Here is a 26,917-nt window from a genome sequence, read left to right as displayed (position 1 = left end):
CGCCATGAGACGGCGCACCTTTCTGCACAGGTTCCTGTCATGGCCGCTCGCCGCGCTGCTGCCAGGCGCTGCGTGGGCGCGCATGCCCGACTATCCCGCGGTGACGAGCGGACAGCCGCTCGTATTCCCGCGCGACTATGGCGCGCATTCGAGCTATCGCACCGAATGGTGGTACGTGACCGGCTGGCTGCAAACGGATGCCGACGGGGCCGCGGCTGCCGATGCATCGCTGGGCTTCGAAGCGACGTTCTTCCGCTCGCGCCCCGCGCTCGACGACGCGAACCCGAGCCGCTTCGCACCGGATCAACTGCTGTTCGCCAACGTGGCGCTCAGCGATCCGCATGCGGGCAGCCTGCAGCACGATCAGCGCATCGCGCGCCGCGGCTTTGGTCTCGCCGATGCGAGCGAGGCGGACACGGCGGTACATATCGAAGACTGGTCGCTCGAGCGCAACGCGGACGGCCGCTACCGCCTGAACGTCGCCACGCCCGGCTTTGCGTTCGCCTTCACGTTGGCGCCGACGCAGCCGATGCTCGTTAACGGCGCAGGCGGGTATAGCCGCAAAGGTCCGCTGCCGGACGAAGCGAGCTACTACTACAGCGTACCGTGGCTGCAAGTCGACGGTGTGCTCAAGCGCGGTGATGATTCGAACAGGAACGCCGCGCACGTGCGAGGGCAGGCGTGGCTCGATCACGAATGGTCGTCGGCACCGCTCGCCCAGGATGCGGTGGGCTGGGACTGGATCGGCATCAACTTCGATGACGGCGGCGCGCTGATGGCCTTGCAGATTCGCGACAAGGCCGGCCGCAAGTTCTGGGCGGGCGGCACGCTGCGCGCCGCCGATGGCAGCACACATACGCTATCGCCCGATAGCATTCGCTTCACGCCGCTGCGCCAGTGGCGTTCGCCGCATACCGGCGCACAGTATCCGGTGGCGATGCGCGTCGACGCGCAGGACGTGCATCTGACGCTGGTGCCGCTCATGGACGATCAGGAGTTCGACAGCCGTGCGACCACCGGCGCGGTGTACTGGGAGGGCGCGGTGACGGCGTTTCCCGCGGACGCGGCGAGCACCGGCACGGCAAACACCGCCGCGAAACCCGCGGGAAAACCGCTAGGACGCGGCTATCTCGAACTCACGGGCTATGTTCATCGGCTCGAGCTTTAGAGCGATCAACCGCTATCAACCCAGCTCGAACGACGTCACCCCGAACACGCGATAGAGCGCAATCGCGGGCGCGCTTTTCGTGTACATCCGCGCGGTTTCGAACACGCTCGTCATACCGTGCCGCTCTGCTAGCGCGATGGCCGCAGGGTTCGTTTCCGGCACGTCGAGCACGATGACCTCGCCGGGCATGCTCGCCGCCAGCGCGCGAACGAGGCCCGTGGCAACGTCCGCATCGTCGGCGAAGAGCGGGCCGATCTTGCAGCCCGCCTCGCAGCGACGCACGACGCCATATCCGGCGACACGGCCCGCGTCGACGGTAGCGAGCGCAACGGCATCCGGCTGCGCGATCCAGGCGCGGAGGAAACGCTCGCGCGCCGCGGGAAAACAGGTGCGATCGTAGGCAAGCAACTGCTCGAACGGCACGTCTTCGGCTGGCACCACGCACGCGCACCCGATGCCGCTCACACGCCCCTGATAGCGAATGTTGCGGTACGCGAGCCGGAACCCGGATTTCCCGTAGTTCGCCTGCTGGGCGACGACACCATCGAGACCGATGTTACGGTCTCCCAGGTAGCGCATGCCGTGCTGCCAGATGCGCATGCCGAAGCCCTTGCCGCGAAATCCGGGTTTCACGATGTAGAGACCGATGAAGCCAAAGCTGTCGTCGTAGGCGGCGGCGCAGAGGCACGCGACCGGCTCGCCGCGCCAAACGCCGACGAAGAAACCGTCCGGGTCTGCTTCCCGGAAGCAGCGCGGGTCGTGCCGCCCGGGGTTCCAGCCCTCTACGGCAGCCCATTCGACCGACAGGGCCACCTCGTCGGCCGACATGGTGCGTACGATGAAGTCGCCAGACTGATTCATGAAATTGGGGCTACGGTGCTTGTTGCGGTGGTCACAGCGCGATGCGCCAAAACTAGAAACCAGTAAAGCACGCCGGCACCGTTATGGCAAACGGACTGCCAGCGCCGGGTTGCCTGCCTTGGCTAGTCATGCAATGCGCAATGTCGTGTCGATGCGCGTGCCGCGCTTGATGAAGAGCGTGACTGGTGTCTTTTCGCAGATTTCGGCAAGGCGCGCGCGCTGCGCTTCCTCAAGCGGTCCGTCGACTGCAACGCCGCGGCGGATGTATTGGGCCCCGTCGTGATCCGCATGCAGGCTGACCTCGACGGCGATCGCGGCGGCTGGCCAGGTCTTGCGCTGCATGTACATGCGCAGCGTGGCGGCCGTGCACGCTGCGAGCCCGGACAGCACCAACGTGAATGGCGCGGGGCCGCGATCCTGGCCGCCTTCGTGCGGGCCTTCGTCGCCGGTCAGCGGGTGGCGGCCAGCCTCGATGGCGACGACGTAGTTGGGCGCGTCGGCGGCAAGGCTGGCAGTGGCGGTAGCGAGCGGCATGGACAACTCCTCGAAAGTGGTGCGATCTCGCGCGCGAGATCATTAGCGAAGCGGCGGCGCGTAGCTTACTCGATCGGCTGCCATGGCCAGCCCGTCCTCATCGCAGATGACTGCGATGTTCCACCGTTCTCGTCGTCACGATCGTTCACCCGTGTCGAGATGTGGGCCGTCTCGTCGAGCTCGAGTCCGAACCAGCTGACCTTCTGCCTGACGTAGGCGGAGTACGATGCCCAACCTTGCGGATCGTCCGCGAAGAGTGCGCGCCGCACCGTCGAGGCAAGCTCGATGCGATCGAGTTCCGTCTCCAATAGCGCCCTGGGCCAGCTCGCGTAGGCACTGGCGGCCCGTTCAAGAAAATCTCTCGCACGCATGCGAGGCGACATCTGCTGCAGAAAGGGCAACGCCTGCAACGAAGGCTCGCGCGACGCAAGCTGCGCAACAGGCGAAAAGGGTTGAGTCGCGCCGACGTTGCGCATCGCCTCCAGAACATCTCCAAGGTGCAGCAAAAGTTCGCGTCGGTCGAATCGGTCGTCCACGATAGGTTCCAGGTCGTATTCCCCGGCGCTGGTGCGCGGCGGCGTGCCAGGGAAAGGATTATGAGGGTAGCACCGGTGCGTTTCGGCAAGCCATGGGCTTGCCCGCACGGGAAGTTTACCGACTCATCGTGCACAGAACGTTTCGAGTTGTATCAGGGAACAGTGAGCCTGTCCCTCAAAGCGATCAGGCTCACAGTGTGTTGCTGCCGACGCCAAACCGAACCTGTTGCCGACAACTCGATGCGCCTGGCGACGAACTCGACCCTGTAATCCCGCGCAGGTCAGTGCTTGTGGACCTTCTCCAGTCCTTCGGCGGGTTGCACCGCGTGCTCACCGTTTTTCTCGCTTTCGACCTCGTAATACGGGTCGTCCTTCGACGCGGCGACAGTGTGTCCTTCCAGTTCCGTATCCCTGATGATCCGGCGGACGACCGTGCCCGTCGCCATGCCTTCCGGGGTGTTCCACGTGACGCGATCGCCTGTTTTGAGTCGATGGGACATGATTGTGCGCTCCGGTGGTTGAATCCCCTCCGGAGTCGCATTCTTCGTTCCTGCGGCGGGGTCCCCGCGAGCTATCGCGACGGACGAAAAAAAACGCCAACCCGCATGGGTTGGCGTTTTGCCTTGGGGCTGACGAGTATTAGAACTGATTCATCGTGTTGTCTTTACCCGCCGCTTTCAGCGCCGCTTCGCCGCTGAAATACTCCTTGTGGTCGTCGCCGATGTCCGAGCCGGACATGTTCTGGTGCTTGACGCAGGCGATGCCCTGACGGATTTCCTTACGCTGCACGCCAGCCACATAACCCAGCATGCCCTGGTCGCCGAAGTATTCGCGGGCCAGGTTGTCGGTCGACAGTGCGGCAGTGTGGTAGGTCGGCAGCGTAATCAGGTGGTGGAAGATACCTGCTTCGCGCGACGCGTCGGCCTGGAAGGTGCGGATCTTTTCGTCGGCGGCCTTCGCCAGTTCGGTCTCGTCGTATTCCACGCTCATCAGCTGGGCGCGGTCGTAGGCCGACACATCCTTGCCCGCGGCCTTCATCGCGTCATATACCTGCTGGCGGAAGTTCAGCGTCCAGTTGAACGACGGGCTGTTGTTGTACACCAGCTTGGCGTTCGGGATGACCTTGCGAATCTCGTTGACCATGCCGGCGATCTGGGCGATATGCGGCTTTTCGGTTTCGATCCACAGCAGGTCGGCGCCGTTTTGCAGCGAGGTGATGCAATCGAGGACGCAGCGTGCTTCGCCCGTGCCGGCGCGGAACTGGAACAGGTTGCTCGGCAGGCGCTTCGGACGCAGCAGCTTGCCGTCGCGCTTGATGACGACGTCACCGTTGCCCAGTGCGTCGGCCGAAATTTCGTCGCAATCGAGGAAGGAATTGTATTGGTCGCCCAGGTCGCCCGGCGTGCTGGTCACGGCGATCTGCTTGGTCAGGCCAGCGCCCAGCGAGTCGGTACGGGTCACGATGACGCCGTCGTCCACGCCCAGTTCCAGGAAGGCGTAGCGGATCGCGCGGACCTTGGCCAGGAAGTCCTCGTGCGGCACGGTGACCTTGCCGTCCTGGTGGCCGCACTGCTTCTCGTCGGACACCTGGTTTTCGATCTGGATGCAGCAGGCGCCCGCTTCGATGAACTGCTTGGCCAGCAGGTAGGTGGCTTCCGCGTTGCCGAAACCCGCGTCGATGTCGGCGATGATCGGCACGACGTGCGTGACGTGGTTGTCGATTTTTTCCTGGATCGCGGCCTTGGCAGCGCCTTCGGCGGCATCGAGCTGGCGGAACAGGCCGCCCAGTTCACGGGCGTCGGCCTGGCGCAGGAAGGTGTACAGCTCGCGGATCAGCGCGCTGACGGAGGTTTTTTCGTGCATCGACTGGTCCGGCAGCGGGCCGAACTCGGAGCGCAGCGCGGCCACCATCCAGCCGGACAGGTAAAGGTAGCGGCGCTCGGTGCTGTTGAAGTGCTTCTTGATGGAGATCATCTTCTGCTGGCCGATGAAGCCGTGCCAGCATCCCAGCGACTGGGTGTACTTAGCCGGGTCGGCATCGTAGGCGGCCATGTCGGCGCGCATGATCTTCGCGGTGTACTTTGCGATGTCCAGACCCGTTTTGAACTTGTTCTGGGCCCGCATGCGGGCGGCAGATTCGGGATTGATGGCATTCCAGGCGCTGCCTTGTTTCTCCTTCAAACCAGCCACTGCCTTGATGTCGTCTTGATATTGAGCCATGTGTATCTCCTGAGTCTCCGAAGAGCAAAGCGCGATTGAATGAACGGTTCAGCGTGCCGCCGCGTATGTCGAAGCGAACTGCATGGCTCAATTGTAGGGTCTTCCTGATGCGTCGCAGCAAAGTCTTATATAAGACATATGACTTATTTATTCGTTATTTATCAATGAGATAGATAACAATTTTTGTGCTGTAGAACATGTTTTCATAACGCGGAATGGCACCGCTTCAGGAATTCAAGTTGCATTTCACGATGTGAAGTGTTCTTTCGGTTGCCGGAGGCAGGTGAGCGCGGAGGGCTCGAGCGACGCCAGGCGGGGTAGACGTCCGTTTTGACGAACAGACGTCGCTGCGCGCGATCAGACACGGCGTCGATGCGGCCTGATCGGAATCGTCAACCGTCACGCTTCGTGGACGGGTGAGCGCGGGCGCGCGCGTCAATGCTTTAGATAGCGATGCGCGAGAGCTTCGTACAGCGGTGGCGCGAACAGCTTCGATACCTGGCTCGACACGAGCGCCGTCGCCATCAGCGAGATCACGAGCGCGTGCCCATCGATCATTTCGATGACGATGACGAACGCCGTGATCGGGCTCTGCGTGACGGCGGCCAGATAGCCGACCATGCCGAGCGCGATCAGCATCGGCAACTGCATCTGCCCGAACACCATGTGCAGCACGTTGCCGATGCCCGCGCCGATCGCCAGCGACGGCGCAAACAGGCCGCCCGGCGTGCCCGGCAGATACGAGCCCACCATCGAGGCCATTTTCAGCACGGGATANGCNNCGCCGAGCTGCGANTGGCCNTCGAGCATGCCGCGCGCTTCCGCATAGCCGCTGCCGAACAGATTGCCGCCGCTCGCCACGCCGATCACGGCGATGAACAAACCGCACACGGCGCCGAACGCCACGGGCCGCTCCTTTCGGAGAACGAACAAGCGGGCGGGNATCCATCGTTCGGTGTTGAGCAGCAGCCAGCAGAACACGCCGCCCGCGAGGCCGGTGATCACGCCGACGAGAATGACGGCGACCGCCAGCAGATCGGGNANATGNCNGCCGATGGCGATNGTGCCGAANTACACATANTTGCCTTGCAGCGCGAGTGAGACGATGCCCGAAAAGATGATCGCCGCGATGATCACGCCGCTCGTTCGCGCCTCGAAGCTGCGCGTGAGTTCCTCGATGGCGAAGACCACGCCCGCGAGCGGCGCGTTGAACGCGGCGGAAAGGCCCGCGGCGGCGCCNGCGAGCGCGAGNTTGTATTCGAGGCCGACGCCGTACATGCTGCGCAGCCGCGCCGGGTAGAAACGCCGCAGGCTGTACATCAGCGCGGCGCCCACGTGGATAGTCGGCCCTTCGCGGCCAATCGTGAATCCGCCGAGGATCGCGAGGAACGACAGGGCGATCTTGCCGATCAGGATGCGCAGCGTGAGCAGGCGTGGGCCGAGTCCGCGCACGTCGTGCAGCGTCGCGATGACCTGCGGGATGCCGCTGCCCTCCGAACCCGGAAACCAGCGGCGCGTGGCCCAGACGCAGAATGCGCCGATGGCCGGCGTAATGAGTAGCGGCAGCCACCGGTGATGGGCGGTCATCTGCACAAAGAGCGCGTAGCCGAAGTCGACGAGCCGCGCGTACATGACCGCGACGAGCCCTGTCGCGATGGCGCCAAGCCAGAACACGCCGAAATACAGCCAGCGCCGCCGGCTGCGCAGGATCGTGCGGCTGTCTACAAGGTCGGAAACTCGCATGAGGCGGCCTGGCCAAACTCCTCGTTCCGAAGCGTTGCTGGACGTGCCGCTGCCAGGGCGACACGACCGGTCTTCGGGAGATTAGCACGCACGGGTTTTTTGGCGCCAGCCAGTTTCACTCAACCGCCTTAGCGCATGCCCCCGCTGGCGACGATTTGCTCGCCCGTCAACCATTTGGCATCGTCCGACGCGAGGAACACCACGGCCGAGGCGATATCGTCCGGCTGGCCCACGCGTCCGAGCGGCGTTTGGCTGACCGCATGGCTTTCGAACTCCGAGCCGATGACGCCGGCCGTGTGCGCGCCTTCTGTTTCGATTACGCCAGGATTGATCGCGTTCACGCGGATCTTGCGCGGTCCGAGTTCGCGAGCGAGCACGCCGGTGATCGCATCCACCGCGCCCTTCGTGCCGCTATAGACGGCTGTCGTCGGTGGCGTGATCGTCGTCACGACCGAACTCACGTTGATGATGCTCGCACCCTCGCCAAGATGCTTCGCGGCCGCCTGCGTGGTGAGCAGCACGCCGAGCACGTTGGTGTCGAACTGCTTGCGGTATTGCGCCTCAGTAAACTCTTCGATAGGCGCGAACTCGTAGACGCCGGAGTTGTTGACGAGGATGTCGAGACGACCGTAAGTTTCGACGGCCGTGCCGATGATGGCCTGTGCGTCGGCTGCCTTCGACACGTCGCCGCCAACGGAAACCGCCTTGCCGCCGGCCGCCGTAATCGCGCTTACCACCGCATCGGCGCCCGCCTTGCTGCTCGCGTAGTTCACGACCACCGAAGCGCCTTCGGCCGCGAGAGCCTTGGCGATCGCGGCGCCAATGCCTTTCGACGCGCCCGTGACGACCGCCACCTTGCCTGAAAGTTTGCCCATCATGTTCTCCTTACCGTAAGTCGCAGCATCGAATAGAACCGGCGTCTCGACTTGTACGAAGCCATCGGCCGGCGACGCAAACGAATCTAAAGGTCCGCGCCGCCGCGATAAAGCGGTCGGGCGCGAATTGACTGGCAGGATCATCCGAACAATCGGAGCGGAGCAAAATGGAGTAAGCGGGCGCAGAAATTCCAGCGGCCTCGACCGTAAGGGCTTTTACCAGCGCTGGTGGACGTGAGGCGCGATCAAGCGTTCGTAAACGTCCCGCACGCGTTGCATCGCCGCGTCGGACAGCGGGGCGAGGTTTGCCGCCGAGACATTCGACGCCGCCTGCGCCGCGTTCTTGCTGCCCGGAATGATGACGGAGACGGCGTCTTCCATGAGTATCCAGCGCAGGGCGAGCTGTGCCATCGAGGCGTCCACGGGTACCAGGCCGCGCAGTTCGTCGACCGCCTTCAACGCGACGTCGTACGGCACGCCCGAGAACGTTTCGCCCACGTCGAATGCCTCGCCATGACGATTGAACGCACGGTGATCGTCTGCCGCAAAAACGGAATCCGCGGACAATTTGCCGGTGAGCATGCCGCTCGCGAGCGGCACTCGCGCAATGACCGCAACGTTCTTCTTGAGCGCCTCGCGGAAAAACAGGTCGGCAGGTCGTTGACGGAACATGTTGTAGATGATCTGCACCGAAACCACGTTGGGATATTCGATCGCCTTCAGCGCTTCCTCCACCTTTTCGACCGAAACGCCGTAAAAGCGGATTTTGCCGGCGGCGACAAAGCTGTCCATCGCGTCGAACACTTCGGGGCGGTAATAGACCTCCGTCGGCGGGCAGTGCAGTTGCACGAGGTCGAGCGTGTCGACGCCCAGGTTCGCGAGACTCCGGTCGATGAAGCCTTCGAGTTCGCGCTTGTTCAGATAGCCGCTGGTCACATGCGGGTCGAGCCGGCGTCCGAGCTTGGTGGCCACGATGGGACGCTCCCCGCCGCGTTCGCGCAACACGTCCCGGATAATGCGCTCCGAGCGGCCGTCGCCGTAGACGTCGGCGGTGTCGATGAACGTGACGCCGTTATCGAGCGCGGCGTTCAGCGCGGCTCTGGCGTCGTCTTCGCCAACGCTGCCCCACGAGCCGCCGATTGCCCATGCACCAAAGCCGATTTCGGACACATTCCAGCCGGTCCGCCCAAAAGTTCTCGTCGAAAGCGTCATTTGCGTGCTCCTCCTGTGGTTTGCGCAGTTGTCTCGCAGGCGTTGCAATAGCCTCTGCGCCCGTAGTGTAGCTGGCTGTTTGCCACGCTGCTGACCCTGCTGTTGGTCGACGGCCACCTTTGCATACCCGCGCGTTGGCTTCGAGCCAACGATTCCGGCCTTGATTCGACATGGATTCTCCGCCACGACAGGGCGTGGCGCGCCGCCGTGAGGAGCGGACCTGGCTGGCACGGCGGTTGCAGGACGTGGCGGCGGCCTGTGCTGCCGTAGTGGTCATCAATGGCCCCACACTTCGAGCGAGGTAAGCACCATGTCTAACGTCAAGATCGAAACTCAGGAACCCGTACCGTTTTTTTCGCATTTCCTCGAAGGCCAGTTTTCGAGGAACCTTACGGCAGCGGAGATGCAGGCCATACGCGGCGGTGCGGTCGTGACGATGGTGGCGCCGTCCGACCAGGAAGGCATGCCGGTCGGTGAATTGCCCGACTTCCTGGGCATGCTCCGGCACATGGGCTGGCCTATGGGACAGATGCCCGGCAATAATCCCTCCTCGCCGGTGACCATGGCGTATCCCTCCGACGGCGAAAGTGCGTCTATTTAGTATTCCTTTTCACCATCAGGCGACCATGCCTGGACCGGAGTCGGGCGCGCGTCGACGTGCTATCCCGCCGCGCGCCTTCAGTAAAGGAGCGCAACCATGTCCGAACGACACCCGCGGCCGGTGGTACTGATCATCACCCACAGCAACGACAACGAGAGTATCCCGCTCGTCATGAATGCCGTCGCGGCACAGGGCGGCATGGCTTACCGCTTCGATACCAACCGCTTTCCCACCGATATTCGGCTTTCCAGCCACTACAGCGGCGACGAAGAGCGGCAGGTTATCGCGTGTGAAGACTACGAGCTGGACCTGGGCACGGTGTCCGCCGTGTGGTACCGGCGGATCGCCATCGGGCAGTGCATTCCCGAGGCGATGGACCGGCAGCTCAGGCGGGCGGCAGTCGATCAATCGCGCGCGACGCTGCACGGCATGATTGCCAGCCTCGACGCGTTTCATCTCGATCCCGTGCACCGCCTGCGCCGCGCGGAAAACAAGCAGCTCCAGCTCAAGATCGCGAGAGAGGTTGGGCTCACGATTCCACGCACCTTGATCACCAATGCGCCAGAAGCGGTACGCAGTTTCGCACGCGAATGCAGGCACGGGATGATCATGAAGACGCTGTCATCGTTTGCCATCTACGAGCAGTGGGAGCAGAAAGTGGTCTTTACCAGCACGGTTCATGACAAAGACCTCGAGCGCCTCGATGACCTTCGCTATTGCCCGGCCATCTTTCAGGAACAAGTGCCCAAGGCGCTGGAACTCAGGACCACGATCGTGGGAAACCGTGTATTCACCGCGTCGATCGATTCGCAGCGGTCCGAAAAAACGAGCGTCGACTGGCGCCGTGACGGTCTTGGGCTGCTCGAAGCGTGGGAGCCGTACGCATTGCCGCCCGAGGTCGAGAATGGGCTGCTGAAACTCATGCATGCTCTGGGCCTCAACTACGGCGCGGCAGACTTCATACTCACCCCCGACGGCCGTCACTGCTTTCTGGAGGTCAACCCGGTCGGCGAATTCTTCTGGCTGGAAAAGCACCCGGGATTGCCGCTCGCGGGTGCGATTGCCAATCTGCTCGTTTCGAACAGGCGAGGTTCGTGACAAGAGGGGCCGCCGACGCTCGCGCGCGCCCCGTCACGGTCTCGACCTCAAATCGGTTTTTCGATCGCCGCCTGGCCGTGCGGCGTCAGCGTTTGTTGCCCGTCCTTGTCGAAGCCGCTATAGGTCCAGTCCAGTTTTCCGGCAGTGGTGGCGACCGAGCGGGTCAGGCCGATGCCGTATTGAGTCAGATACGTTCGACGCGTCTTGTTCTGGACGATGCCGTCTTTCGTCTGCTCGCAGTCCAGGTCGATCGCTTTGCCGGTGAGCGCGGCATTGAACTGGGAAGCCGGATAGTAGCGGCTCGTATGACAGGTCCACGTGAGCGCCCGGAAGTTGACGATCTGGACCGTGGTGCCGAACTCGAACGTCGTGGTATAGGTTTCGTTCTCCTGCGGCGCGTTGAAAGCGAACTGGCTGTTGTCGGCATTGTGCGCGACGAAGGGAATGAACGCCGCCGTCTGCGCGTAGTTCGCCGTTTCCTCTTTCAGGCTGTAAATGTTGAGGTAAGAGAGGCTGAACGTTGCGGCAGCGGGCACACCGTTCGCCGAGCTTTCATACACCTGCTGGACCATGCCCGTATCTTGTGCGTTGATCAGCACGGTTTTGAAGTCGCGCTCGATTCCCGCCGTGCCAATCTGGCCCGTTACCTTGCCAAGCACCGTCAAGACCTTGAAGGGCAGCATGTGCGTGCCCGGCGCCGGCATCTTTTCACGAACGCTCGTGGGCAAGGAATCCACCGCAAAGTGCGCCGCGAGATAGCCGGGCTTGTCGTTGGCCATATCCTTGACCGGCACGAACTGGACGCATCCCGACAGCAGCGCAGCGGATGTGAAGGAAGTGCCGACGAGCAGGCGGGTTATTCTGTTTCGCATCTTTTTCTTCGATTCTCTGTCAACGGATGGGGCGCCGGTCAAACGAGCACGGCTTGGCATGCATATCGGCGCGATGCGAGCGTTCTTTAATCGAAGACTGAAGCGAGGCGGGTTGAGCGGGTGGCTGCCAGGTCCAGGGCGCAAGCTAGCGGTCCTCGCCGCGCCCGAGTTGTTCGAGGTAGGTCCAGGGATAGATGCCGCGCGCATGGCCGTCGCTGAACGCGAGCTGCACGCCGTAGCCCATCGGCTCGATGGCGATCAGCGTCACGTCCGCTGCGGCGGCGGGCGCGGCGCCGCCGAGCCGCACGCGCCGGCAGGCTGCGCACGGGCAGGCCGCGCGCAGCCGGGCGTGGTTCACACGTTGAGTCTCGCCCGCGGGCCAGCAGAGCGTGAGCGCTCGCGCGGCGACGTCGTTGCGGACCTCGAGCGGCGTTTTCATGGCGCTGCGCCCTCGATCTGGCCGATAGCGATGCGCACGGCCTTGCGCACCTCGGGATCGCGGTCCTGCAGCGCGCTTTGCAGCGCCGGCAATGACTCGCGCGCGCCCAGTTCGCCGAGCGTGAGCGCCGCTTCCTTGCGCAAATTGCTGATCGAATGCGTGAGCAGCGCGGCGACGGCGGTGGCCGCCTTCGCATCGCGTAGCTGTCCGAGCGCGCGGGCCGCGCGTAGCCGGACCTGCCAGTAGGCGTCGCCGAGCGCCTCGACAAGTGGCGCGAGCGCCGTGGCGGCGCGCAGCTTGCCAAGCGTCGTCGCGGCTTCTTCGCGCACTTGCCAGGCGTCGTCGCGCAATGCCGTGAGCAGGGCGTCGAGCGTGGCCTGATCGCCCGGCGAGGCGAAGCCAAGCGCGCCAACGGCCGCGCGGCGGACCTCCGGGTGCGCGTCGCCGGCGCCGAGCGCGGCGAGCGCCTCCAGCGCGCGCACCTCCTTTAGCCAGCCGAGCACGGCGACGGCCTCGAGTCGCACGTCGGCCTCGGTGTCCGCGAGCGCGTGCAGCGCGGGCTCGAAGGCATCCGCAAAGCGGAGTTCGCGCAGGCCGCGCAGCGCCGCGCGGCGCACGAACGGTTCGGGCCGCGTGGCCCACCGGCGCAGCACATGGCCCGACGACTGGGCTTTCAATTCCGAAAGACTTTGCGCCGCGGCTTCGCGCACCTCGTCGTCGGTGTCGAGCAACGCTGCACAGAGCGCTTCGACGACGTCGTCGTCTTCCCACGAGGCCAGCACGGCGGCGGCTTCGCGGCGTACGTCTGGAGCGGGATCGTCGCGCAGCGTGGCCACGAACGCGGGCAGCAGCGCTTCATCCTCGAGATCGGCGAGTTCGAAGAGCGCGATGCGGCGCACAGCGGGATCGGCGTCGGCGAGGCGCGCGAGCAGGGCGCTCGCTTCGGCGCTCAGGTGCTGCGGGTTCGGCGAGATGGGAGCGGAAACGGTCATGGGAAAAGGCGGTTGTCTGGTGGACGCTTGCGGGGCTACGCCGCTTCGCGCAGCAACGCGAGGCAGTGGCGCTTGATGTCGATGAAGCCGGCTTCGGTCGTGCTCTCGTCGCTGCGCGGCCGCGCGAGCGGCACCGCGATATCGGCAATGAGGCGCGCGGGTCGCTGCGAGAGCATCAGGATGCGGTCGCCGAGAAACAGCGCTTCGTCGATGTCGTGCGTGACGAACACGACGGTCGTGCGGATTTGCGCCCAGATGTCGAGCAACAGCGTTTGCATCATGCGGCGCGTTTGGGCGTCGAGTGCGCCGAAGGGCTCGTCCATCAGCAGAATGCGCGGGCGGTTGATCAGCACGCGCGCGATTTCCACGCGCTGCTGCATGCCGCCCGACAACTGCGCCGGATAGTGCGCCTCGAATCCCGCGAGGCCGACCAGCGCGAGCAGTTCGGCGGCCTCGCGCCGACGCTCGCTCGCGCCAACGCCCTTCATCTTCAGGCCGAAGGCCACGTTGTCGATCACACGCTTCCAGGGGAACAGCGTGTGCTGCTGGAACACGAGGCCGCGCTCGGGATGCGGGCGGTCGACCGCGAGACCGTCCACGGCGATTTCGCCCTGCGTGGCCGGGACGTGTCCCGCAATGGCGCCGAGCAGCGTGGACTTTCCGCAGCCGGACGGCCCAAGCACGCACACGAATTCGCCGGGCGCGATATCGACGTTCAGTGAGTCGAGCGCGGCGAAGCGCGCGTGCGGCGGCCCGACCTCCACGGTTAGCGAACGCACGTCGATGCGCCCGGGCGCGCGGGACACCGGCGCGCTGGCGCGGGCTTCCGGGTGGATGGCGGCAGGCGTGTTCACTGGCGCGCTCCCCGCAGGCGGTACCACGGCGTCAGCGCCGCGCCGACGCGCTTGACGAGGAGGCTACTGCCCATGCCGAGCACGCCGATCAGGACCATGCCGACGACGATATCCGCGTAGTTCTGCAGCGTATAGGATTCCCAGGTGAAATAGCCTATGCCGTACTGCCCGGCGATCATCTCCGCGGTCACGAGGCAGAACCAGGCGGTGCCCATGCCGATCGAAAGACCTGTAAAGATCGCAGGCGCTGCACCCGGCAACACCACTTCCGTGTAAAGCGACAGCGAGCCGGTGCCGAGACCCCGCGCGGTGGCGACGAGGCGGGGGTCGACGGCTTCCACGCCGTGGATCGTGTTCAGCAGGATCGGGAACAGCGCACCGATGAACGTGATGAACATCATGCTCAGTTCCGAAGAGGGAAACATCAGGATCGCGAGCGGAATCCACGCGACCGCCGGGATTGGCCGTAGCACTTCGAGCGGCGGCAGCAGCACGTCTTCAAGCGCGCGATAGCGGCCGATCGCGAGTCCGAGCCCGACGCCGACCAGCGCCGCCGCGCAAAAGCCGGCCAGCACGCGTGTCAGGCTCGCGGCGAGATGCATGGGCAGCTTCGGCGAATGGAGCAGCGCCCATAGCGCGGGAATGGCGTCGGCGGGCGAAGGAACGTTCGCGAACGTGATGATGCCAAGCGAGAGCCGGTAATGAACGGCCAGTTGCCAGACGGCCACGAACAGCACGATCGAGCCGGCGCGCCATGCGCGGCGGCGTATCCGTGCGCTGCGCGCTGCGGCGCCAGTCAGTGCCGGTTCCCGGACGGCCGGGCGTTGCCGGGCTGCGAGGTCAAGCGTGGCGGACATGCGGACTCCTCATAAAAGGCAGGTAAGCGAAGCGTTAGCGCGAAGCGAGGGCCTGCTGGGCGCCTGTTTTCGCGGCTGCAAAGTCCACGACGGCACCCGACGTGTGCTGTGCATAGGCATCGGCGCCCGCTTTCTGCAGGAAGGCGATGACGCCGCCATGCGCGTCGCGTACGTACCAGGCGTCCGAAGCGAAGAGCTTCTGGCCGCTGTCGTGGTCCTGCACGTACACCGCGCGCACCTTGCTGCCCGACTGTTCGAGTTTCGCGAGTGCAGCGAACGCTTCTGCCGCGTTCGCATAGTTGCGCACGTGCGCCTCGTTGGCGACCCACACCTGCGTGACCGTGAGGAAATCCCGGATGGGCTTGCCGGTCAGCGCGTCGTTCGCGGCGAGCGGTTGGCGCGCGTAGTTCTTCAGTGCGGCGTCATAGTCGAGCCCCGACTCCTTGAACGCTTCGCGGATGTAGCGGTCATCGATGAACGTGTTCGCATCGAGATTGACATCCGTTTTCTTGAGCAGCTTCAGCGTGTCGATGGCGGTCGCCACGGCCTGGCGGTACTCCGGCTTCCAGGTGAGATCGCGCGTTTGCAGGCCGAGCGGGCCATGATAGAGATAGTCGACAGGCGCCTCGATGCCCGTCACCTTTTCGATCAGCAGACTATATTTTTCGGAATCCTCTGCGATCAGGCGGTTCGCCTCGATTGCCGCGCGCAGGTATGCGACCACCACTTCGGGGTACTTCTGTGCGTAGGCGGCATCGACGAGCGCGCCGTGAAAGGTGGGCGCATGGCTTTGCGCGCCGTCGTAGATCTTGCGGGCGATGCCGCGATACGGGAACAGGTCGGCGAACGGCACGAAGTCGGCGTGGGCGTCGATCTTGCCCGCCTTGAGGGCGCTCCCGGCCACTTCCGGCGCTTGCGTGATGATGTTCACGTCGGTATCCGGGTTCCAGCCTTGTGCCTTGATCGCGCGCAGCAGCATGCCGTGCGACGTCGAGGCGAACGGCACTGAGATCGTCTTGCCCTTGAGGTCGGCGATCGAATGCACCGGCGAGTTGACGGGCACGACGATGCCGTTGCCGCTGCCCTCGGTGCTGCCCTCGAGCACGGTGATGAAGAGGCTCTTTCGGCCCGCCTTCTGGAACGCCGCGCCATTGAGCGAGCCCGGGAAATCCGCCATGGCGCCGAAGTCGAGCTTGCCGGCTAACATTTCGTTCGTGAGCGGCGCGCCGGAAGTGAAGTCTTTCCACTGCACGTCGTAAGTGACGTTCGCGTATTTTCCGGTGTGCGGCAGATACTTGTCGAGCAAATGCAGTTCGCGGATCAGTAGGCCGCCTGTCGCGCAGTTGATGGTCGTGTCCTGGGTGCCGATCGCGACGCGAATCGTCTCGGCGTGTACGGTGATCGCCGCGGTCAACAGCAGCGGGGCGGCGAGAAGGCGAAGAATCCGTTGGCGTGTTTTCATGGTCTGTTTGGCGGGCAGTACGGGAACCGTCGTGGGGTGGCAGCGGTTAGCGCAACAGGTAGGGAATGTCGACCTTGACTGCACCAGTCGGGCAGTCGCGCTCGCAGGGCATGCAATACCAGCATTCGTCGAATTGCATGTAGGCCTTGCCCTTGCTCACGTCGATCGCGAGCAGGTCGAGCGGGCACACGTCCACGCAAACCGTGCAGCCCTTGTCGGCGATGCAGCGGTCTTCGTCGATCGTGACGGGTGCACTGCTGCGCTGAAAGATATCGTGCGGCGTATAGGACATATCCGGATTCCTCAGTGTTCGGTGGCGAGTTCCGCGGATTCGCGAATGCGGAGCTGATCGTAGGCGCCTCGATCCGCTTGCGCGAGCGGGACGATGTACGGCTCGACCGCGCGCTTTTCGCTCGTCATCCTGCCGGAAGCGTCCTTGCGCAGGTGCGTGTGGCAGAACCATTCGGCGTCGTTGCGCTGCGGGTAATCGACCCGGTGGTGATAAAGACCCCAGCGGCTTTCGGTGCGGAACAGCGAGGCGCGCGCCGCCATTTCGGCGCAGTCGCGAATCGCGCGCACCTCGGCGGCGCGCATCAATTCGTGCGCATTGTTGGCCTTGATCGAGTCGATGTCTTCGGCAATCTCGTCGAAGCGCTGCAGGCCGATCTCCATCTTGCGCGTGACCTTGGGCGGCTGAAGATAGTCGTTCACCATGCGGCGCAGCTTGTATTCGACCTGAGCCGGCGCGAGCCCGTTTTCGCGTTCGAGCGGCGCGTAGATGCGCGCGCGTTCGGCGGCGATCTGGCCTTCGTCGAGGCTCGCGTGCTCGCGGCCTTGCACGTATTCGGCCGCGTTGGCGCCCGCGAACCAGCCGTAGGTGAACGCGCCCAGCATATAGTTGTGGGGCACGGCCGCCATGTCGCCTGCTGCATAGAGTCCGGGCACGGTCGTCTCGGCGCGCGAATTCACGTAGACACCTGATGCGCTATGCCCGCTGCAAAAGCCGATCTCGGAGATATGCATTTCGACCATCTGCTGACGGTAGTCCGTGCCGCGGCCCGCGTGGAACCGGCCTCGGCTTGGGCGCTCGTTGGTGTGCAGGATCTGCTCGATGGTCTGGATCGTTTCTTCGGCAAGATGGTCGAGTTTCAGGAACACGGGACCATTGCCGCTCTGCAATTCCTGGTAGAACTCCCACATCATCTGGCCGCTCCAGTAGTCGCATTCGATGAAGCGTTCGCCCTTGCCGTTCGCGGTGAAGCCGCCCAGCGGCCCGGTGACATACGCACATGCGGGTCCGTTGTAGTCCTTAATAAGCGGATTGATCTGAAAGCATTCCAGGTTCGCGAGGGCGGCGCCCGCGTGGTACGCCATGGCGTAGCCGTCGCCCGCATTGGTCGGATTCTCGTAAGTGCCCATCAGGTAGCCGGAGGAGGGCAGGCCGAGGCGCCCAGCCGCGCCGCAGCACAGGATCACGGCTTTCGCGCGCACCACGTGGAACTGCGCCGTGCGGCAGTCGAAGCCGAGCACGCCGCTCACGCGGCCCTGCGAGTCGGTCATGAGCCGCGTGGCGACGATGCGGTTCGTGATCTCGATACGCGCGCGTTTGAGCTGCCGGTAGAGGATCTTTTTCACGTCATGTCCCTCAGGCATGGGCAGCACGTAGGCGCCCATGTGATGGACCTTCTTCACGGCGTAGTCGCCGTTGCCGTCCTTCTCGAACTTCACGCCCCAGCGGTCGAGCTGCTCGATGGTCGTGAAGCTGTGGCGCGCATAGGCATAGACGGCCTCCTGGTCGACAATACCATCGTTGGCGACGGTGATCTCGCGCGTGTACTGCTCGGGCGTGGCGTGGCCGGGAATGATGGCGTTATTCAGGCCGTCCATGCCCATCGAGATTGCGCCGCTGCGCTTGACGTTGGCTTTTTCGAGCAGCAGTACCTTGAGCGCCGGGTTGCGTTCCTTGGCCTTGATCGCAGCCATTGGGCCGGCCGTGCCGCCGCCGACGACCACGATGTCGTATTCGAGCACTTCGGTATTCATTGCGCTTTCCTTCCCCTTGCACGGGTTTTCTGGCGGTCGACGCGCAGCCGGTACTGGAAGGCGTCGCCGCGGAAGTACAGGTATTCGTAGTCGATGGGATTGCCGGAAGCGTCGTGCGTCAGGCGCTCGATCCGCAGCACGGGGCTGCCGTCTTCCACGCGCAGGGCGCGGGCGATGTCGTCGTCGGCGAGAATCGCGTCGATCGACACATCGGCATGACCGAGCGGCACGCCGCAGTCGTTCTCGAGAATCAGGAAGATGTCGCGCGTGCCGAGGTCGGCGTTGGCGAGCCGTTTGCCGAGCGCTTCGGGCACCCACGTGAGTTCTAGCGATACCGGTTCGCGGTTGAGCATGCGTACGCGGTGGATTTCCGCGACCGGCGCGCCTTCTGGCAGGTTGAGACGCTGCGCGACGTGGCGATCGGCTTTGATGATCCTGAAGCTGCGCAACTGGTTGACGATCTCGTAGCCCATCGACGACATCGCTTCCGCGAAGCCTTGCAACGAGGTCACGTTCTGGAATGCCTTGGGCCTGGAGACGAACGTGCCCTTGCCGTGCAGCCTGAAGACCAGGCCTTCCTTTTGCAGATCGCCGAGCGCCTGGCGCACGGTAATGCGGCTGACTCCGAACAGGGCGCATAGCTCGTGTTCGGAGGGCATCTGGCTGTGCGGCGCATAGGTGCCGTTCAGGATGCGCTCGCGCAGCGTGTCTTTGATCTGTACGTAGAGCGGCTGGGGGGATAGCGCTACCAGATTCGTTCGGGACATGGTTGGCTTGTCATAACAAGATGGATGTGGAGTGTAGGCAGCCTTCCATCTGCGACAAACTAACGAATTCTGATATGTATTTCTTGGGGTTTTGGTTGGGGTTGTTTTGTTGTGGGTTTTGATGCTATCGCGGAGGAGTTGGGTTTGTGGTTCTTGCTGCTTTGGCCTTTCCTTGTGTTCGCGTCGATATGCAGGCGTTGCCCCTGTGCGGGGCGGCACCTGTAGTGGTCAAGCCTCTTTGGACACCCACAAAGGGGCTTTTCAATAAATCGAAGTTTCGTATCGCACTGGCGGCAGATTGTTTGCTGCCGAATGAATGCGCCGGTAGTTGTAGAAGTCAGCGATGTAGCCCGTGATATCGCGTTGAGCCTGTTCGTGACTACCGTACTCCTGATCGCCGATCCATTCGTTCTTCAGGCTCCGGAAGAAGCGTTCGACCACCGCGTTGTCCCAGCAACTTCCCTTTCTGCTCATGCTCTGTACGATNCATCGTTCGGTGTTGAGCAGCAGCCAGCAGAACACGCCGCCCGCGAGGCCGGTGATCACGCCGACGAGAATGACGGCGACCGCCAGCAGATCGGGAAAATGGCCGCCGATGGCGATGGTGCCGAAGTACACATAGTTGCCTTGCAGCGCGAGTGAGACGACGCCCGCAAAGATGATGGCCGTGATGATCACGCCGCTGGTTTTCGCCTCGAAGCTGCGCGTGAGTTCCTCGATGGCGAAGACCACACCCGCGAGCGGCGCATTGAACGCGGCGGAAAGGCCCGCGGCGGCGCCAGCGAGCGCGAGTTTGTATTCGAGGCCGACGCCGTACATGCTGCGCAGCCGCGCCGGGTAGAAACGCCGCAGGCTGTACATCAGCGCGGCGCCCACGTGGATAGTCGGCCCTTCGCGGCCAATCGTGAATCCGCCGAGGATCGCGAGGAACGACAGGGCGATCTTGCCGATCAGGATGCGCAGCGTGAGCAGGCGCGGGCCGAGTCCGCGCACGTCGTGCAGTGTCGCGATGACCTGCGGGATGCCGCTGCCCTCCGAACCCGGAAACCAGCGGCGCGTGGCCCAGACGCTGAACGCGGCGATCGCCGGCGTGATGACGAGCGGCAACCACCAGTTGTGGGCGGTCATCCGCACAAAGACGTCGAAGCCGAAGTCGATGAGCCGCGCGTACATGACCGCGACGAGCCCCGTCGCAATGGCGCCGACCCAGAACACGCCGAAATAGCGCCAGCGCCGATGGCTTCGCACAATCGCGCGCCGATCAAAAATGTTCGTAAATCGCATGGGTGGCCGGAGAAAATGGCATTTAAGGCACATTGTGACATAAATTGCCTGTTTCACCGCGCCAGGCCAGCAGGCCCGCTTCGGGAAGGGCTAGCTGGCGGCCTCATCGAACACCCAGCCGAACGCGCCATAGACCGCCTTGTGCTCGGCCGCGAGTTCGAGCAGGAACATCTCGCCTTTGGGTGTGAGATGGACCTGCACCTGGCGACGGTCGGCGGGATCGGGTTTGCGCGTCACGAGCCCGGCGGACTCGCAGCGCGAGACGAGCGCCGCAGTGCCGTTTGGCGCCGCCTGCAACCGCTCCGCGAGTTCGCCGACGGTCGCCCAGTGGCGGTCGGGAAAGCCGCATACGTGCAGCAGCAACTGGTACTGGAGCGTCGTGATACCCGCGGCATTGGCGATCTCTTCGGAAGCCCGCAGAAACTTGCGCAGGTCATACCGGAACGCCGACATCGCCTCGAGTTCGCGCTTGCCTGGCAGCGCGCGTCTGGTTGATTTGCCTGAATTCATGTGCTGTTCCTGATGCGTTGCCGGTCGTGCGGGGTGCCTCGCCGGGCAAACGGGTTGCGGCGGGCAATGGGATGGTGGCGGCAGACCGGCCGTCGGGAGGTTACCACGCACGTGCTTTCGGCCATCGGTCACGCACGGTGTCAGCTCGCCGGCAGCGATTGCTGCAGGCTGATGAGATTCTGGGGAATCACGCGGATGAGCCCCCCACGAGGACTGTCGATGTCCGCAATGAGCGAAAGAGAGAGCGATACGGTAATGGGCAGCACGAACAGCAGCACGCGCCGCCCAGTCGCACCGTGCGCGCCGTACCCCTGCATCAGGTTGCTGAAGAACGCAATGGCCATCATGAGCACCCACGCGGATACCGGAATGCGATTGAGCCATGCCGCCTGCGTGTAGCCCTGGGTGTTGATGACGTCGTTCATGCCGGCTACGACGAGCGCGGCAATCGGGGTGGGTTGCGCGATCGCCGCTTCCCGCACGCTCGCCCACAACTGGCCCTGGAGTTCAGCGGTCTTTGCGTTGATGATTTCCAGTTCGTGCGCATCGCGTGTCTTGTAGTACTCAATGCGCAGTTGCACGTAGTCACGCAGTAGCGCCTTGACTTTCGCGGTGCGTGGTTCGCCGAGCAATTCCACGCGCAGGTACTGGGTGCCAATGGCGTTCGCTTCCTCTTCCTCGTAATTCTTGCGCTGATCGTAGCGGCTCACTGCCATCGAAAGCGTAAAGCCAATCAGGAGTGCAAGCAGTGTGAGCGTGGCTCCCTGAACGACGTTGTAGTTGTCGCGCGCATCGTCCGAAAGCGGAACGGCACGGAGTAGACCGATCGCACCGAGCGCGGCCGCCACGGATAGCAAGACGAGCAGCGTGACGAAGAGGTAGGCGGGATGATGGACGAGTTGCGTCATCTCGAATCCTTGAGGACTGTTGTCGGGCGAGCCGCGTGGACACGCAGGGGACCTGGAGAATCCTGTTTTGAGCCTATGGGGCGCGATGCAGATGCAGGATATACGCAAGATTCGCAGGTTGCGTCGACGCTGTACGTGCTGCTTAAAAATGCCTGCCAGCCTGTCGACGCTCGCGAGCCAACGCCGACCTGCGCGGCATCTACAGGTTCATTGACGCTAATGTCAACGGGCCTGTAGAGTTTGCGGATTCAACAACCCTGGCGAGACAATCGATGCACGACATTGCCAACCCTGACTTTGTCAGAGATGTTGCCGCAAGCTTTGACAAGCAAAGCGCAATGAGGCTGATTCACGCGACCTTGCCTGTCATCGAGCACGGACGAACTGAAATTCATGTCCCGCACTGGGACGGCATCGAGCAACAACACGGCTTCGTGCATGGCGGGGTTGTCGGCATGATTGCGGATTCGTCGGCGGGTTACGCCGCGATGACCATGGTTCCGGCGAGTGCCTCGGTCCTGACCGTCGAATACAAAATGAATCTCGTGGCGCCTGCCGACGGCGAGAAATTGATAGCACGTGGGCAAGTGGTTCGGCCAGGACGTACGCTGATCGTCACCCAGGCGGAAGTCTTTGCGATGAAGGAGGGTAGGGAGGTGCTCTGCGCCCTCATGCAGCAGACAATCATGGTCATGCATGGCAAGGCGGAAAAATAGCCTTCCCCCCGCCATGGTTCAAGCGGGAACGATCGATGTGATCACAACGGAAGCGGCCGGTCCTGAAAGATGCTCTTCATCACGAGCGTCGAGGTCAGCCGCAGTACCGACGGCAGCGGCAGCAGCCGGCGATCATAGAGGGTTTGGAACGCCTTCAGGTCCCGCGTGACGACATGCAGCATGTAGTCGGGTTCGCCGAACAGACGCTCAGCACGCGTGATTTCGGGAATGTCGATGAGCGCGTCCTCGAACGATTGCACGTTCTCACTGCTGCCTTCGCGCAAGGTCGCGAAGACGATCGCGGAAAAATTCAGGCCGACTGCCGCCGCGTCGATCGTGGCGCGGTAACCGCTGATCACCTGTTCGCTCTCCAGCGCGCGCAGCCGTCGCTGGCATGGGGAGACACTCAAGCCAACCCGCTCGCTCAGCTCGGTGAGTGAAATTCGTCCATCCTGCTGTATCTCAGCAAGAATTTTTCGATCGATCGCATCCATGCGCTAAATAGTAGCGTTCAGCGCCCGGAACACGCAAGACATAGGGAGCACTTTTCGCGTCCCAGGGCCTACCATTTCCGCCTTCGGGCGGTGGCGCCCGTTTGACAGGAAGCGAGTGTAGAAGTGGAAGCAAGTTTGTTGACGGCGTTCTGGATCGTATCGATCTCGCTGGTGATGGTCCCCGGCGCCGACTGGGCGTACGTGATTTCGGCGGGACTGCGCGGCGGCGCGATCGCGCCTGCCGTTGGCGGCATGCTGGCCGGCTATCTCGCGATCACGCTGATCGTGGCAGCAGGTGTCGGAACGCTGGTGATGAGCGTCCCCGGCGTGCTTCCCGTGCTGACTGCCGTTGGCGGGGCCTACCTGGTTTGGCTGGGTATCAGGACATTCATGCGGCCTTCGGAACTCCCGGTTGGACAGGCGCAGGACGAGCGAAGCCGGTGGAGATGGTCGTTGCGTGGATTCGCGATCAGCGGTCTGAATCCGAAGGCCATTCTCTTGTTCGTCGCGCTCCTGCCGCAGTTCACACGGCGCGACGCCTTGTGGCCGGTCTCCACGCAGATCGTGGCGCTGGGTCTGCTGCACATGATCAACTGTGCGTCGGTTTACTCCGTCGTCGGCGTGGGTTCGAAGGCCATTCTGACGACCCGGCCAACGGCTGCCCGCAGGGTGAGTCAGTTGTCCGGCGCGACGATGATCGTGGTTGCTGTCATTCTGTTTGCCGAGCAGGCATTTGCTTTCATGCATTGACGGCCGCAGGCGAACCGGCGTGTTGACGCTCGTGCGGGACCGGATCGCGGAGGCGCAAGGTGGCAGTGCGACCCCGTTGACGACCGCGCCCGGCTCGACGCTGCTTGACGAACTACATCGACTTCATGGCCGCCGCATCCGGTCCGCTCAGATAGTGATCGCGGAATCGTTCGTCTACCCGCTCCCACATCAGTGCCGAAAACAACAGCGCTGCCTTGAGCGGCCGATGGTTGATGACGACCGAATCCGTTTCGCCATTCTGGTCCAGATGCGCGACGACCACGGTTTCGATCAGTTCTCCCTGGATCTGCGATCGATAGGACTCCATGTAGAGGCTGTCGCCGATTTTCCCCTTGTAGCTGTGATGCTGGAACTCATAGAGAGAAACGGCATGCCTGATCACGGAAAGGATATCTGCGCGGCCCTCTATCGGACGCTTCAGGACGGTCGCTTCCAGCGTTGCATTTTCTGCCAGTCTCGCCAGCCAAAGCGGCGGCGCGTTTTCGGGCGCCAATACAGGCGCAGTGTCGTTGAATTTCATGTCGGACGTTCCTTGGGTTTCAGGCAGGCGCCGGGAGTCTCCCGGCGCCGTACAGACGGCTCGCGCGTTATTGCTGGCGCAGCGGCCGCAAGCCCGCTCGCACCTCTTGGGCGAACAGTTGCGGCTGTTCCCACGCCGCAAAGTGGCCGCCCTTGTCGGGCCGGTTGTAATAGATGAGGTCGTGATAGGCGCGCTCGGTCCAGCTGCGCGGCGCCTGATAGTTCTCGCGCGGGAAGACGCTCACTGCGGCCGGCACCGATACGTCGGCGGCCGCGGTAAAGTTCATGTGCGACTCCCAGTAGAAGCGCGCGGCCGAGATTCCCGTGTTCGTAAGCCAATAGAGCGTGATGTCGTCGAGTACGTCGTCGCGCGTCATCGCGCCCGCCGATTCTCCGTTGACGTCGCGCCCGTACACGGCCGAGGTGAGTGCCGCAGCCGGCTGGATATAGCCGTCGCCGTGATCGAGGAGCCAGCTGGCCAGCGCGATCGGCGAATCCGAGAGCCCATAGAGCGTTTGCGGGCGCGTGCCCTGTTCGAGCGCGTAGGCGCGTCGCGATTTGGCTGCGCTCGCGAGCTGCTCGTAGGCGTGCTTTTCGTCGTCGCTGAGATTGGCTGGCGGCGGCGAGCCGGCTTGCAGCGCCTTGACGATTTCGGGCGGGATAGTCGCCGGGAAATTCACGTGAATGCCGAGCAGTTCCGGCGGCGCCTGCTTGGCCATCACGTTGGCGACGACACCGCCCAGGTCGCCGCCTTGTGCCGCAAACTTGTCGTAGCCAAGGCGCTTCATCAGCACGACCCACGCGCGTGCAGTCCGCTCGGGACCCCAGCCCACCTCGGTCGGCCGGCCCGAGAAGCCGTAGCCCGGCAGCGATGGAATCACCAGGTGAAAGGCGTCGGAAGCGCTCGCGCCGTAAGCGGTGGGATTGGTCAGCGGGTCGATGATCTTGAACTGTTCGATGACCGAGCCCGGCCAGCCGTGCGTGACGATGAGCGGCATGGCATTCTCGTGCTTCGAGCGCACGTGAATGAAGTGAATATCGAGTCCGTCGATTTCGGTCATGTAATTCGGCAGTGAGTTCAGTTTCGCCTCGCAGCGGCGCCAGTCGTAATCGGTCGACCAGTGGCGTGCGACCTCCTGCATCATGGCGAGCGGCACGCCCTGCGACTCGTCGTTCACGGTCTCCTTGTCGGGCCAGCGCGTGGCCTTGATGCGGCGGCGCAGATCCACGAGTTGCGCTTCGGGCACATGCACGCGCAGCGGGCGAATCGCGGTCTTGTCGCCGTTCGGTGCGGATTTGACTTCCGTGATGCCTTGCAGGGTTTGCGAGAACGCCAGCTGGCTCAGCGAAGCTGCCGCCACGGCGGCCGCGGTCGCGCCCATGAAGCGGCGGCGCGAAGGCGATGGGATGAGAAGATCGTCAGACATAGTTACTCCGTTTTTCTGGTATTGGAGGCAGAGCGCACGTGGACGCTTCGCAATACCAAGCGTAGTCGTGCTGGCGCGCGCATGTGCTGCAGTTGCGCATCGCTCGCCAACGGGATTCGAGCCGGATGTCCCGGCACGCAAACGCGCGTCGCATCAAGCCGATGCCGCGCTGCTCGCAAACTCCGCGGCGTGGCGCGTCACGAATTCGCGCATGCCGATCGGCGCCTGGCCCGTGAGCTTGCGCAGATCGTCGGTCATGCGGTCGTAGCGGCCTTGCGCGTGCAGTTCGGCCATGACCGCGAGATGCTTGACGATGTGCGCGGAGAGCCCCAGTTCGCCCAGCTTCGCAGCCCATGCCTCGACGGGCACGTCGCGGTAGCGAATCGTGCGGCCCAGCACCTCGGAGAAGAGGCGCGCATAGTGCTCCATATCGCGGGATTCGAGGCCCGTGAGGTGGTAGACCTGGCCAATATGCGGCGCCGGATTGTCGAGGATCTCCGCGACGGCACGCGCCACGTCGAGCGACGAGATCGGCGAAGTCCGGCCTTTGCCGAGCGGCAGCACGAGTTCGTCGTGCTTGCGCACGCCCTCAGCGGCAAGAAGCAGGAGGAAGCTCTCCAGAAAGACCGTGGGCCGTACGGTGACGACGGGCAGGCCCGACCAGGCGAGCGCCTGCTCGGCGAGCCAGTGCTGCTTTTGTTGCCCGCTGTCGGTGGTTTCGGTGATGCTCATCTGCGAGACGGTCATCTGCGACATGTTCACGAACGCTTCGACGCCGTGATGGCGCGCAACCGCCGCGGTGTTGATCGTCGCTTCGAGGTAAGCGGGCGACACTGACATGTCGAAGTAGACGCGCGAGATGCCTTCCATGACGCGATGCATCGAATCGAGATCGGTCAGATCGCCGAGCACGACCTGTGCGCCGAGACGGCGCAGCTCGTCGGCGCGTGCATCCTCGCGGCGCACCAGCGCGCGCACGCGATGGCCCTTCGCAAGCAGGTTTTCGGTGATGCTGCGGCCGACGGCGCCGATTGCGCCTGCTGCGCCCGTGACGAGAATCGGACGGTCATGCTGGATTTGAGTGGTCATTTCGCTTACCTGTTTCGTAACACTAAAGAGTGTATATACACATTTAAAGGAGGCAATAGCCGGAG

Annotated in this window: 29 protein-coding genes; 5 read left to right on the top strand and 24 right to left on the bottom strand. The window is 63.6% G+C overall.

From position 1 onward, the window contains the following. Positions 1–4 precede the first annotated feature (4 nt). Complete coding sequence (locus tag A3CW_RS0116800; protein WP_028204609.1) at positions 5–1,168, top strand: lipocalin-like domain-containing protein; 1,164 nt, start codon at positions 5–7, stop codon at positions 1,166–1,168. A 15-nt stretch (positions 1,169–1,183) separates the two neighbouring features. Here A3CW_RS0116800 and A3CW_RS0116795 read toward each other — a convergent pair whose 3' ends face one another. From A3CW_RS0116795 to A3CW_RS0116760, 8 genes are all read right to left on the bottom strand, one after another. Further along, positions 1,184–2,029 carry a GNAT family N-acetyltransferase gene (locus tag A3CW_RS0116795; protein WP_028204608.1) on the bottom strand — a complete coding sequence of 282 codons (846 nt, stop codon included), beginning with the start codon at positions 2,027–2,029 and terminating at the stop codon, positions 1,184–1,186. 126 nt (positions 2,030–2,155) lie between these two features. Beyond that, positions 2,156–2,563 carry an OsmC family protein gene (locus A3CW_RS0116790; protein ID WP_028204607.1) on the bottom strand — a complete coding sequence of 136 codons (408 nt, stop codon included), beginning with the start codon at positions 2,561–2,563 and terminating at the stop codon, positions 2,156–2,158. Positions 2,564–2,628: 65 nt separating this feature from the next. After that, entirely contained in the window at positions 2,629–3,099 is a 471-nt protein-coding gene (locus A3CW_RS46555) for a hypothetical protein (RefSeq protein ID WP_051481518.1), read from the bottom strand. Positions 3,100–3,380: 281 nt separating this feature from the next. Beyond that, positions 3,381–3,599 (bottom strand): hypervirulence associated TUDOR domain-containing protein, encoded by a 219-nt coding sequence (locus A3CW_RS0116780; RefSeq protein WP_028204606.1) that lies wholly within the window; start codon positions 3,597–3,599, stop codon positions 3,381–3,383. 139 nt (positions 3,600–3,738) lie between these two features. After that, positions 3,739–5,319 carry an isocitrate lyase gene (locus A3CW_RS0116775; RefSeq protein WP_028204605.1) on the bottom strand — a complete coding sequence of 527 codons (1,581 nt, stop codon included), beginning with the start codon at positions 5,317–5,319 and terminating at the stop codon, positions 3,739–3,741. A gap of 435 nt (positions 5,320–5,754) precedes the next feature. Then, positions 5,755–7,062, bottom strand: coding sequence for a chloride channel protein (locus tag A3CW_RS0116770; protein WP_028204604.1), 1,308 nt, complete (start codon positions 7,060–7,062; stop codon positions 5,755–5,757). A gap of 128 nt (positions 7,063–7,190) precedes the next feature. Then, entirely contained in the window at positions 7,191–7,937 is a 747-nt protein-coding gene (locus A3CW_RS0116765; protein ID WP_028204603.1) for a glucose 1-dehydrogenase, read from the bottom strand. Positions 7,938–8,153: 216 nt separating this feature from the next. Beyond that, positions 8,154–9,149: an aldo/keto reductase gene (locus A3CW_RS0116760; RefSeq protein ID WP_028204602.1), complete on the bottom strand. Its 996-nt coding sequence runs from the start codon at positions 9,147–9,149 to the stop codon at positions 8,154–8,156. Positions 9,150–9,459: 310 nt separating this feature from the next. Between A3CW_RS0116760 and A3CW_RS46550 the strand changes: the two genes are divergently transcribed. Further along, complete coding sequence (locus tag A3CW_RS46550) at positions 9,460–9,750, top strand: microviridin/marinostatin family tricyclic proteinase inhibitor (RefSeq protein WP_035513180.1); 291 nt, start codon at positions 9,460–9,462, stop codon at positions 9,748–9,750. A gap of 96 nt (positions 9,751–9,846) precedes the next feature. Next, positions 9,847–10,848: an MvdC/MvdD family ATP grasp protein gene (locus A3CW_RS0116750; protein ID WP_028204601.1), complete on the top strand. Its 1,002-nt coding sequence runs from the start codon at positions 9,847–9,849 to the stop codon at positions 10,846–10,848. Positions 10,849–10,895: 47 nt separating this feature from the next. Here A3CW_RS0116750 and A3CW_RS0116745 read toward each other — a convergent pair whose 3' ends face one another. The 12 genes from A3CW_RS0116745 to A3CW_RS0116690 all read right to left on the bottom strand — a co-directional run bounded on the left by A3CW_RS0116745 (position 10,896) and on the right by A3CW_RS0116690 (position 21,836). Then, complete coding sequence (locus tag A3CW_RS0116745) at positions 10,896–11,780, bottom strand: hypothetical protein (protein ID WP_154677962.1); 885 nt, start codon at positions 11,778–11,780, stop codon at positions 10,896–10,898. An 85-nt stretch (positions 11,781–11,865) separates the two neighbouring features. Then, positions 11,866–12,159: a gamma-butyrobetaine hydroxylase-like domain-containing protein gene (locus A3CW_RS0116740; RefSeq protein WP_028204599.1), complete on the bottom strand. Its 294-nt coding sequence runs from the start codon at positions 12,157–12,159 to the stop codon at positions 11,866–11,868. Beyond that, a complete protein-coding gene (locus A3CW_RS0116735) occupies positions 12,156–13,151 on the bottom strand; it encodes a HEAT repeat domain-containing protein (protein ID WP_028204598.1) in 996 nt (331 codons plus the stop codon). Before A3CW_RS0116735 ends, A3CW_RS0116740 begins: the two co-directional genes overlap by 4 nt. Positions 13,152–13,186: 35 nt before the next feature. Then, the gene (locus tag A3CW_RS0116730; protein WP_028204597.1) at positions 13,187–13,987 is read right to left on the bottom strand and encodes an ABC transporter ATP-binding protein; all 801 of its coding nucleotides are present in this window, start codon (positions 13,985–13,987) and stop codon (positions 13,187–13,189) included. Between the two features lie 14 nt (positions 13,988–14,001). Then, on the bottom strand, positions 14,002–14,862 hold the full coding sequence (locus A3CW_RS0116725; RefSeq protein ID WP_028204596.1) for an ABC transporter permease: 861 nt from the start codon (positions 14,860–14,862) through the stop codon (positions 14,002–14,004). Positions 14,863–14,896: 34 nt separating this feature from the next. Beyond that, positions 14,897–16,324, bottom strand: coding sequence for an ABC transporter substrate-binding protein (locus A3CW_RS0116720; protein ID WP_028204595.1), 1,428 nt, complete (start codon positions 16,322–16,324; stop codon positions 14,897–14,899). A gap of 46 nt (positions 16,325–16,370) precedes the next feature. After that, complete coding sequence (locus A3CW_RS0116715) at positions 16,371–16,616, bottom strand: 4Fe-4S dicluster domain-containing protein (protein WP_028204594.1); 246 nt, start codon at positions 16,614–16,616, stop codon at positions 16,371–16,373. 11 nt (positions 16,617–16,627) lie between these two features. Further along, positions 16,628–18,367 carry a fumarate reductase/succinate dehydrogenase flavoprotein subunit gene (locus tag A3CW_RS0116710; protein ID WP_028204593.1) on the bottom strand — a complete coding sequence of 580 codons (1,740 nt, stop codon included), beginning with the start codon at positions 18,365–18,367 and terminating at the stop codon, positions 16,628–16,630. Then, positions 18,364–19,134, bottom strand: coding sequence for a GntR family transcriptional regulator (locus A3CW_RS0116705; protein WP_028204592.1), 771 nt, complete (start codon positions 19,132–19,134; stop codon positions 18,364–18,366). The genes A3CW_RS0116710 and A3CW_RS0116705 overlap by 4 nt, the downstream gene beginning before the upstream one ends. Positions 19,135–19,395: 261 nt before the next feature. Then, positions 19,396–20,418, bottom strand: a complete 1,023-nt coding sequence (locus A3CW_RS46545; RefSeq protein WP_081771694.1) for a chloride channel protein — start codon at positions 20,416–20,418, stop codon at positions 19,396–19,398. 90 nt (positions 20,419–20,508) lie between these two features. Further along, entirely contained in the window at positions 20,509–20,928 is a 420-nt protein-coding gene (locus A3CW_RS0116695; RefSeq protein WP_028204591.1) for a MarR family winged helix-turn-helix transcriptional regulator, read from the bottom strand. A 140-nt stretch (positions 20,929–21,068) separates the two neighbouring features. Further along, positions 21,069–21,836, bottom strand: coding sequence for a bestrophin-like domain (locus A3CW_RS0116690; protein ID WP_028204590.1), 768 nt, complete (start codon positions 21,834–21,836; stop codon positions 21,069–21,071). Between the two features lie 272 nt (positions 21,837–22,108). On the opposite strand from A3CW_RS0116690, the gene A3CW_RS0116685 reads away from it, so the two are divergent. Continuing rightward, positions 22,109–22,552, top strand: coding sequence for a PaaI family thioesterase (locus tag A3CW_RS0116685; protein WP_028204589.1), 444 nt, complete (start codon positions 22,109–22,111; stop codon positions 22,550–22,552). A 41-nt stretch (positions 22,553–22,593) separates the two neighbouring features. On the opposite strand, the gene A3CW_RS0116680 is transcribed toward A3CW_RS0116685, so the two are convergent. Continuing rightward, a complete protein-coding gene (locus tag A3CW_RS0116680; protein ID WP_028204588.1) occupies positions 22,594–23,046 on the bottom strand; it encodes an Lrp/AsnC family transcriptional regulator in 453 nt (150 codons plus the stop codon). 135 nt (positions 23,047–23,181) lie between these two features. On the opposite strand from A3CW_RS0116680, the gene A3CW_RS0116675 reads away from it, so the two are divergent. After that, on the top strand, positions 23,182–23,796 hold the full coding sequence (locus A3CW_RS0116675; RefSeq protein WP_245623670.1) for a LysE family translocator: 615 nt from the start codon (positions 23,182–23,184) through the stop codon (positions 23,794–23,796). 112 nt (positions 23,797–23,908) lie between these two features. On the opposite strand, the gene A3CW_RS46540 is transcribed toward A3CW_RS0116675, so the two are convergent. From A3CW_RS46540 to A3CW_RS0116660, 3 genes are all read right to left on the bottom strand, one after another. Further along, entirely contained in the window at positions 23,909–24,337 is a 429-nt protein-coding gene (locus A3CW_RS46540) for a hypothetical protein (protein ID WP_035513176.1), read from the bottom strand. Between the two features lie 67 nt (positions 24,338–24,404). Continuing rightward, positions 24,405–25,763, bottom strand: coding sequence for an epoxide hydrolase family protein (locus A3CW_RS0116665; RefSeq protein ID WP_028204586.1), 1,359 nt, complete (start codon positions 25,761–25,763; stop codon positions 24,405–24,407). 153 nt (positions 25,764–25,916) lie between these two features. Further along, positions 25,917–26,852, bottom strand: coding sequence for an NAD(P)H-binding protein (locus A3CW_RS0116660; RefSeq protein WP_028204585.1), 936 nt, complete (start codon positions 26,850–26,852; stop codon positions 25,917–25,919). Positions 26,853–26,917: the final 65 nt, after the last annotated feature.

Source organism: Paraburkholderia nodosa DSM 21604 (assembly GCF_000519185.1).
Classification (GTDB): Bacteria; Pseudomonadota; Gammaproteobacteria; order Burkholderiales; family Burkholderiaceae; genus Paraburkholderia; species Paraburkholderia nodosa.
Note: the sequence above shows the minus strand (reverse complement) of the source record. Positions and strands in the feature narration are given on the sequence as shown.